At 57.3% G+C, this 8,767-nt stretch carries 7 protein-coding genes and 3 pseudogenes; 6 read left to right on the top strand and 4 right to left on the bottom strand.

Features of this window, described 5'->3' with window-relative positions:
• Positions 1 to 773: fumarylacetoacetate hydrolase family protein (locus AC1D1Z_RS14820; RefSeq protein ID WP_477851005.1), on the bottom strand; the 773-nt coding region annotated here is incomplete at its 3' end.
• Between the two features lie 29 nt (positions 774 to 802).
• On the opposite strand from AC1D1Z_RS14820, the gene AC1D1Z_RS14815 reads away from it, so the two are divergent.
• The 4 genes and pseudogenes from AC1D1Z_RS14815 to AC1D1Z_RS14800 form a co-directional block, all read left to right on the top strand.
• Positions 803 to 1,117 (top strand): hypothetical protein, encoded by a 315-nt coding sequence (locus AC1D1Z_RS14815; protein ID WP_128408338.1) that lies wholly within the window; start codon positions 803 to 805, stop codon positions 1,115 to 1,117.
• A gap of 72 nt (positions 1,118 to 1,189) precedes the next feature.
• Positions 1,190 to 2,014, top strand: a complete 825-nt coding sequence (locus AC1D1Z_RS14810) for an SDR family NAD(P)-dependent oxidoreductase (RefSeq protein WP_018517154.1) — start codon at positions 1,190 to 1,192, stop codon at positions 2,012 to 2,014.
• A 440-nt stretch (positions 2,015 to 2,454) separates the two neighbouring features.
• Positions 2,455 to 3,696 carry a DUF3422 domain-containing protein gene (locus tag AC1D1Z_RS14805; protein WP_065276591.1) on the top strand — a complete coding sequence of 414 codons (1,242 nt, stop codon included), beginning with the start codon at positions 2,455 to 2,457 and terminating at the stop codon, positions 3,694 to 3,696.
• Between the two features lie 239 nt (positions 3,697 to 3,935).
• Positions 3,936 to 4,106: pseudogene (locus tag AC1D1Z_RS14800) on the top strand (IS6 family transposase); the annotation flags it as partial.
• Positions 4,107 to 4,223: 117 nt separating this feature from the next.
• Here AC1D1Z_RS14800 and AC1D1Z_RS14795 read toward each other — a convergent pair.
• Both AC1D1Z_RS14795 and AC1D1Z_RS14790 read right to left on the bottom strand, forming a co-directional pair.
• Positions 4,224 to 5,792, bottom strand: a complete 1,569-nt coding sequence (locus tag AC1D1Z_RS14795) for an MFS transporter (protein ID WP_477851001.1) — start codon at positions 5,790 to 5,792, stop codon at positions 4,224 to 4,226.
• A 5-nt stretch (positions 5,793 to 5,797) separates the two neighbouring features.
• Positions 5,798 to 6,922 (bottom strand): HlyD family secretion protein, encoded by a 1,125-nt coding sequence (locus tag AC1D1Z_RS14790; RefSeq protein ID WP_081295604.1) that lies wholly within the window; start codon positions 6,920 to 6,922, stop codon positions 5,798 to 5,800.
• Positions 6,923 to 7,015: 93 nt separating this feature from the next.
• On the opposite strand from AC1D1Z_RS14790, the gene AC1D1Z_RS14785 reads away from it, so the two are divergent.
• Both AC1D1Z_RS14785 and AC1D1Z_RS14780 read left to right on the top strand, forming a co-directional pair.
• Positions 7,016 to 7,924, top strand: coding sequence for a LysR family transcriptional regulator (locus AC1D1Z_RS14785; RefSeq protein ID WP_018517159.1), 909 nt, complete (start codon positions 7,016 to 7,018; stop codon positions 7,922 to 7,924).
• Positions 7,918 to 8,409 (top strand): annotated as a pseudogene (locus AC1D1Z_RS14780) (IS6 family transposase); the annotation flags it as partial. The gene AC1D1Z_RS14785 and the pseudogene AC1D1Z_RS14780, both read left to right, overlap by 7 nt.
• Positions 8,410 to 8,420: 11 nt before the next feature.
• Here the strand turns inward: AC1D1Z_RS14780 and AC1D1Z_RS14775 are convergent.
• Positions 8,421 to 8,756, bottom strand: a pseudogene (locus tag AC1D1Z_RS14775) (MFS transporter); the annotation flags it as partial.
• Between the last annotated feature and the right edge of the window lie 11 nt (positions 8,757 to 8,767).

Raw genomic sequence — 8,767 nt, 5'->3', positions numbered from 1 at the left:
ATCCCGACACCTGCTGGGGTTCCGGTTGCGATAACGTCGCCAGCCTGCAACGTGAGACCGGCAGAGATTGCTGCAACCAGTTGAGGAATTTTGAAGATGAGGTCACGGGTATTCGCCTGCTGTCGCAGTTCACCGTTGACATGACATGTAATGTCCAAATTCTCGGCATCGACTTCATCTGCCGTCACGATCCACGGTCCCATCGGACAAAATGTGTCGAGCCCTTTGCCCGCAAGCCACTGCTTGTGATTTTTTTGCCGATCTCGAGCCGTTACGTCATTGATGATTGTGTAGCCCCAGACATGTTTCCTAGCGTCCGCTTCCGAAATATTGCGGCCGGGACGCCCGATCACGAAAGCAAGTTCAGCTTCATAATCCACCGCTGAGGTGGCTTGCGGGTGCAGTTCGACAATATCGTCTGGCCCGACGACCGTGCTTGGAGGCTTGCTGAAAATGGCCGGATATTCGTCAGTTTCCTGACCCTTTACAGCGCCAGCTTCAAAACCGCTGACAGAAAATTCCTTTGCGTGCGCGTGGTAATTCTTGCCAATGCAAAAGATGTTGCGCTCCGGAATGATCGGCGCCAGCAGTTTCACGGTATCGAGGGGAATTCCGCTACCATCTGATCCGCCATAGGTAAAACCGCCAGTCGTGAGCCTGATCAAACCAATGACATTGCTCAGCTTTTTATCGAGCGGATGAATGCGTCCCGCTGCGGTATCAACAATACCCACTCTGGGCCGGCCGGCATCAATAAATCGTGCAACTTTCATAGCGTCCCATCTTACAGCAGGAGGAAAAAGTGGCGCGCGGCACTGCGCCGATCCTAGGCGTGGCTTTTGTCTATCAGACAATCATCGTCATCGACCTGCATGAACCAGGTTGGGCAACGGCAACTGGGTGTATTCTACGAACACTTACAAGCGCCGGACAGGCGCAATCCAACCGCGGTATAAGCTTTTGTTATCTCCTGTGGTTGCAGACGTTGCCCTCCCAGTTGATTCCAACAGGCGTCCGCCGCATGTTCGTTTCGATTTCAAAGCTGTCACGCCGCCCTGCATCGGCAAGTGAGATTTTCCAATCCACACGGAGCATGGTGTTTGCCACCACCGAATAGGTCGCAATCAACAACTGTCTCCGCGCGGCATCACACTGGCCACGTCTGTTTTCGACCTTGAGAGGACAACAATTGACCGAACATATCAAAGTCCAAGCCCCTCAGGATTCTGGGGTTCCCGGCTGGGCTCGGGATTTCAGCCTCACCGATCGCGTGATTTTGATCACGGGCGCCGGTCAAGGGATTGGGCGGGAGCTTGCCCGTCAGTTTGCCGCCGCAGGGGCTATCCCCATTGTCGCCGACCTCGATGTCGACAACGCCGAACGAGTCAGAGCCGAAATTTTGGCAGCTGGAGGGCGGGCGAGCGCAGCCGAGGTCGACATTGCTGATGCGGCATCCGTCGACCGACTTGTGAAGTCGATTATCGATGAACATGGTCGCCTCGATGTGCTGATCAACAATGCCGCGATATTCGCGACCCTTGACAAGCGCAAATTCGAACACATTCCGCTTGACGAGTGGGACCGCGTCATGCGGGTCAATATCACCGGGCCATTCTTGTGTGCCCGGGCGGTCGCTCCCGTAATGCGAGCGGCCAAGTGGGGCCGGATCATCAATATCTCTTCAGATGCGGTGACGAAGGGCGTGATGAACTACATGCATTACGTCGCTTCGAAATCGGCTATGATCGGCATGACAAATGCCATGGCACGCGAACTCGGCGACGACGGGATCAACGTTAACTGCATTCGACCTGGAGCGGTCTCGACAGAAGTGGAGCGGGCGGTAAATCCGACGTTGGAACTGCGACAAACGCAGCTGACACAGCAGTGTATAAAGCGAAGCATGCTGCCTACCGATCTCGTGGGGATCATGATGTTTCTCTCCACTCCGGCGTCGAACTTCATCACCGGGCAGACCATCGCATGCGATGGTGGATACACGCACAGCAGCTAGGAACGTTGCGTGACCACGTGAAATACCCTCAGAACCACGATGCGGGTTTTGACACGAGGACACGGGGGTAACGCAAGCGATCGCGCCCGTAATGCTTCCTCCTGCAGATTGCGCAAGGGTCCAACGATTGACGTTGAGATGAAATCGCTGGACCCCTTGTGCTCTTGAATAGCCGCGCGTCAGGACCGAGCGTCTAAGCGAAGCGTCGACGCCTGCCATATAGCGTTATCTTATAGCCGAGTGGTCGCGGCACTTGGCGCCTGTGTCGTGACCGGCAATAGTGCCAGGCGTAGCGTCGACGTAGTAGGAATTGGGTCAAAGCAATTCGTTGGCGCCGTCGGCATGGCAGCGGACGGCCTGCCCGAAGCTGTTTGCCAGTCGTCAACCTCACATGTCGGCCTGAATGAAATAATGCTTGACCACCGGCATAGCCGCGTTGAATGACGCAGGCCGGACGCAACGAGGAAATGGTAGAAGTGACCGACGTTGATCTCGACTTCAATGCCGAATTGCATGCGAGACCGTCCATCTATTTTTCGGGTCAGTCCTTCGTTGAACATATTGCATTGCGCCCAGCCACACCTGTCGCGATGAGTTCGGGTCATCGTGCATCCGGAGACAAAGGGCCTGATGGAACTGTTCAGACACAGATCGAGGTTCATACCGAGTTCGTTACCGTCACAAGGGTAACAAAGCTGCTGGATGCTCCGGCAGTTTGGCCAACAGCAAATCTGACAATCGACGAGGCCAGAGGTCTGTCCGGACTGAAAGATGCGACGCTGATCTGTCGACTGGAGATTCTCGTTTCAGGCGCGCCTCCGCGCGACATCAGCTCTGTCCTCACAGATTTCGCATTCGCGGATACTGCAGCTTCTATCGTTGGCGGCGGGGCCTTGGTTTGTTCGGATTTTCGCGTCAGCACATCCAACAGCAGCCGCGCCATCCTGTTCAACACCGATCTTAATGCCTACAGGCTGGGTCGGATGGTTCGGCGCGTCTACGAGATCGAGACGTACCGGGTCATGGCACTCCTGGGATTGCCGGAAGCTCGGCGTCTTGGACCGCTGCTGGCTGACTATGATAGGAAGCTGGTTGGGCTTACCAACCGACATTTGACGACCCCTACGAGCGAGCACAGAAGCCTTCTTGAAGAGATCTCCATCCTGTCTGCACAGGTGATCTCAGCGACGGCGGAAACACGAAACCGCTTCGGCGCTACGATTGCCTATGCAAAGATAGTCGAAGAACGCATTGCTGAATTGAGGGAATCTCATGTTCCCGGCTTCCAGCGCTACGGTGTCTTTGTGGCCAGACGGTTTAAGCCCGCGATACGGACCTGTGAAGCGACAGCTGTGCGATTAGAGCAGCTCTCGCACGCAACGATGCATCTCATCGATCTCCTCCAGACCCGCATCCAGGTTGAAATTGAATATCAAAACGCGGTGCAAATCCAAGCGATGGCGGAAAGAGCAGCAACGCAGGTCAAGATCCAGCGCGCCGTCGAAGGATTTTCGATCCTCGCGATCAGCTACTATTTGCTCAGTCTGATCAAACTGGTGTTGGAAACATCCGATCATGCAGGCTACCATATTGACCCACTCGTGATGTTGATCTGTGTGCCTGTGGTGATCGGCGCAGTCTGCATCACAGTTCTTAGAGTCAAGCACGCCCTCAAGTCGTAAGCAATTCCGACTTTCGTGCTAGGCGCCCTGCGCGTCTGATCAGTTTTTGATCGGGCAGTCGGGCAAAGCGGCGCGTTGCGCATGCCTTTACATTGGTTGTCCATTGCAATCCAGCACGGATGCTAACCCGATCGTCTGTCGCCTGTCCGTTCGTCATAGCCAGACACGTGGTGCTCAATGCATGTCCAATGGCATCGTCAACTTAACGAAACGTGGACGTCTATGTGCGATGACGGATCATGACGCTCCGTGATCCGCTTCATCGTCGCCAACGCTTTCCTGCAGAGATCATCGCCCACGCTGTGTGGCTTCATTTTCGCTTCCCTCTCAGCCTGCGGATGGTCGAGGACATGCTGGCCGCCCGCGGCATCATCGTCTCGCACCTAACAGTCCGGCTGTGGGCAGAGAAGTGCCTCCACAAGTAGGCTGGCGACTCCTCCGGGACATTACAAACCGCACGCGTCGACTGGACTGCCCGAGGCGGCGCAGCTACCAGAACCCATCACATCTGTCGGGCTGTTAAGGTTTCAGCCAACGAGGGGGCCTTTCGGCGCTTTTCCAACGAATGCAAGAATCACTACGCCGCCCATTGCGCAGAAGAATGTGAGCCAGAAAGCGTCGATGTAGGAAAGGACTTTGGCCTGTCTTTGCATCTGTTGGGCCAACACCGCCGTTGCACGGCTTTGTGCGACTGCCTGACCGGCGCTGGTCAGTCTGTGAGTGAGAGCGGCGATCGTGACGTTCGATTCTTCCGATCCGCGTTCGAGATTGAGACCGATCAGGTAGGAATGCAGCTGTTCTCCCTTGCGAAGAAATGTTGCCATCAGTGCCTGGGCCGTCTGCACGCCAAGGAGCCTTATAACCTGTATGTAGGCCCCTATGGCAGCCGCCCTGTTGGGGTCGCCGTTCGCAACACTCAATACGATGATCGAAAGAAATGCCAGGATCTGGCCCACGGCCTGAAGGACGTAGATCATTCGGAAATTGTCACCGCTCCAGTCGGGCGTAAGGCCGGTCYCCAAAAAAGAGGCTGCCGCAAAACAGCAGAGGCCGATCAACAGGATGAAGCGGCCGTCCGTCCTGTGCATGGCCCAGACGGCGATGGGCGTCATGACGACAAGCGGCATACAAATCCACTGGACCATTGTCGCACCGATCTGCTCCGGCCGCAGACCTGCGACGGTCGCCAGATAGTTCGGGACTAGCGTGGTGTTCGACAAGCTGGTCATCATGTAGAATAGGGCAATCGACATAAGCAGCACGACGTTGCGGGAGCCCAATGCGCTAATGTGCGCCCATGGGTGTTCGATCAGCATTTCGTTGATGAAGAAGGCAACGATGAGCACCGCACCTCCGATCAGGGCGGACATCACCACTGCACTTTCGAACCAGTCAAGCCGGTTGCCCTGATCGACGGCGATGAAGAGCATTGCGAGACCCGCGCCGAACAGAAGCTTTCCGCCCCAATCCGCTTTCATAAGCAGATCGCGGTTCACCTCTTCGTGCGGCGCGCCAACGAAGATCAGGAGTGCCATTAAGGGAGCCAGGAAGACGTCCTGCCAGTAGACGAACTGCCATCCGACATGCTGCACATAGAAGTCGAGAAGTGCTGTACCTGAACTCGACGTGAAAGCCGTTCGGAAGGCGTAAAGCGCGATTCCCGTGATCCACCACTTCACGGGAAGATTGCGGAAGATCATCATCAACGTCGCTGGCACGAAGACACCGAGCAGCGTGCCCTGGATAATATGCAAGATGGCGAGCGCCTCGAAACCACGGACGAACGGGATCAGCGCCGCGATAAGTGCATAAAGTAGCGCCGGAGCAACCATGACCCGTCGCACGCCGAACGTAGCGGCAAGCCAGGGCACGGCAGGCGCCACCAAAAGCTGAGGCGCGGTGGCCAGCGTGCTCAGCCAGGAGCCTTCGTCAAAGCTCAGGCCGAACACGCCCCTGAGATCACCAAGGCCGAGGCCGAAGAGCCGGGTGTGGAAGGCCGCCATGTAGGGGCCGATGAAGATGCCGCACAAGGCAATGATCGGGTGATGCGTTCGCCGCGCGGTAAAGGAGAACGGGAGACGGAGGATATCGGCCATGGTCGTTACTCACGGTTGGAGGCGACCGATACAGTGACCACCGCCGACATTCCCGACCGAAGCCGATCGAGGGCGGATGAGCCGTTAAAGTCAATCCGCACAGGGATGCGCTGCACGACTTTCGTGAAGTTTCCAGTCGCGTTGTCGGCCGGCAGCAATGCGAACTGCGACCCGGATGCGGGTGACAGGCGTGTCACCTTGCCGGTGAAGGCCTGTCCGGGAAGCGAATCGACCGTGACCGTTGCGGCCTGTCCCTCCTGCATTCGAAAGAGCTGCGTCTCCTTGAAGTTGGCGATCAGGTAGACATTCGGCAGCGGGATAATCGAGATCGCATTGGTGCCAGCCGTGATGTAATCCCCGACGTGGACCTGTCGCTCGCTGACGATGCCGTCAAACGGCGCCAGGATGGTCGTATAGGAAAGAGCCAGTTCAGCGGATCTGAGACTTGCCTTGGCCGACTCCACGTTTGCCGAGAGTTGGGCTCTCTGACCATCAATGTATTGAAGCTGTGCCTCGGCGGATGCGACTGCGGCTTCCGCCGCGCCTGCGGTAGCGGAAGTCGTCTTCTCGTTCGCCGTAGCTTCGTCCAGCCGCTGCTGGGCACCGACACCCTTTTCCAGGAGCGTGGTCTGCCGGTTTGCAACGATCTTGGCGAGATCCGCGTTCGCGCGGGCAACCACGGCTTGAGCCTCTGACCGACGGATTTCGGCCTTTTGAAGATTCCCCTGATTGTCGAGGTTGTTGCGTTGGGCAACCGCTGCGCCCAATGTCGCTTTAGCCTGATCGCGCCTTGCCTCGTAGTCTGATGGATCGATTTGAAGGATCACGTCACCGGCCTTCACATGCTCGAAGTCGCCGACCTTGACGGCCACCACGTTCCCCGAGGCACGAGCACTAAGATGGCTCAACTCGGACCGTACATAGGCGTTATCCGTCGTTTGCTCATCAGCGCCCGATGTCCAGCGGTCCCACTGCTGCGAACTTAGGCCTGCTAGAACGCATACAGCTCCAACCACCAGCAATGGGACGAGGACTTTCGTGTAGTCCCCCCGCGGACGTGCGAGTTGGTGCTGTTCGGAGGTTTTGGGCGAAGCGAGTGTCGAGCCTTTCACGGGCGTTTGTTGAAGCATTTTGTCTTACCTTTTTGACAGACAAAAAGCACAGGTTGATCTATCATTTCCAATAGCTTTTGCTTTGCGTGCAATCATCGGGAGTGATCAGAGATGGATGTCCATGGAACCAGCAAGGCAGCGGTCGAATTGCGTCATCTCCGCTATTTCGTGGCCGTTGCGGAAGAACTCCATTTTGGGCGGGCGGCTGTCAGGCTCAATATTGTCCAGCCGGCCCTCACCGCGCAGATAAAGTCTCTCGAGCGCATCCTTGGCGTCGAACTGCTCGAAAGGTCCAAACGAAAGGTGGAATTGACGGAGCCCGGACGGGAGTTTCTCCGTGAAAGCTACGCCGCACTTTCCCAGGTAGGCAACGCCATAGACACAGTCATCGAGTTCGCGCGCGGGGCGACCGGAACCCTTCGGCTCGGGTTCGGTGCGAACGCTGCCATCAGCGGTCTCGTCTCTTCGTCGGTCAGACGTTTCAAGTTAAACTGGCCGCGGGTCACCGTGACGTTGAAGGAAATGCCCAGCGGAGAGATCCCGGAGGCGCTGCTCAAGCACGAGATCGACGTTGGATTCGCGGCAACTGTCGGAAGTGACGTCACGGGCGTCGAATCAAAAGCGGTCGGTAGATGGCCCTGGCTTCTGCTGGTTGCGGACAACCATCGGCTTGCGGTTGCCCGGTCGGCGTCTATCGCCGATATCTCCGGAGAGAGCCTGGCTGTTTATGCAGAGGCCGACGGCCGGTCCAATGTCGAAGGAGCATTGTCGTCAATACCCGGTCTTTCTCCGCGTCACGTCTACAAGACTACCCACATTACAAGCTTAATGGCTTACGTGTCGGCGGGTCTGGGCGTCGCGTTCTCGCCATCAGCGGTGCGGACGCTTAATTTTCCAGGTGTCGTCTTCCTGGACGTTTTGGACCCATTGCCGGAGATGGAGATGAGTTTGCTTTGGCGGCATGGCGTCCACAGCGCAACCGTGCTCAATTACATCGAATGTCTGCGTAACGAAGTTTGAAGTACAAGAAACACTGGCTGTGGCGCGCCGCCGATCAGGACGGTTTCGTTCTCGATGTTCTGGTGCAAAGCCGCCGCAACGCCAAGGCGGCAAAGCACCTAATGCGAAAGCTCTTAAGGGGTCAAGGCCGCACGCCGCGTGTGATGATCACCGACACGCTGCGCTCTTGCGACGCCGCAAAGCGAGATATCATGCCCGGTTTAGAGCGTCGATCGCACAAGGGACTAAACAATCGGGCGGAGAATTCCCGTCAGCCCATCCGACGACGAGAACGGATCATGAAGCGCTTCAAGTCGAGGCGACATCTCCAACGCTTCGTCTCTGTTCATGACCCGATTGCCAACTTGTTCAATATCCCGCGCCATGACATATCTTCCCGCCATCATCGCGTGGTGCGCACGGCAGCAATGGACCAGTGGGCAAAAATCGCTCAGGCATTGACGGCCAACAAGACGGGCGCTCGAGTATGGACGTGCGGCAGTTAAGTTCACTACGCGCTGAGCGTGTTGGCGGCGAAGGCGGCGGCGCACCGGCCGCAGCGACGATCGCGCCGCCGATCGCCGGACCTGCCGGGCGGGTGATGTTGGTGCCCATGCTGTTCAGCGCCGCCGCCGGCAGCACCTCGCGCGGCGCCATTCGCCGACGGAGGCCTCTGCCAGGACGGATTATTGAGTGCGGCGTCGCAGCCGATGAGGAAGGTGAAGAACGGAAGCAGCCAGGGCGTGATGAGGCCGAACCAGGCGCAGACGGTGAGCAGCGCGGAGGCGATCAGCATGATCTGCCTGCGGTCGAAACTATCGGCTAGCGTGCCGGATACCAGCGAGAACAGCATGATCGGCAACG

This window comes from Rhizobium sp. P1_E1, assembly GCF_056406015.1.
The sequence above is the reverse complement of the archived record's forward strand: the minus strand, read 5'-3'. Positions and strand labels throughout refer to the sequence as shown.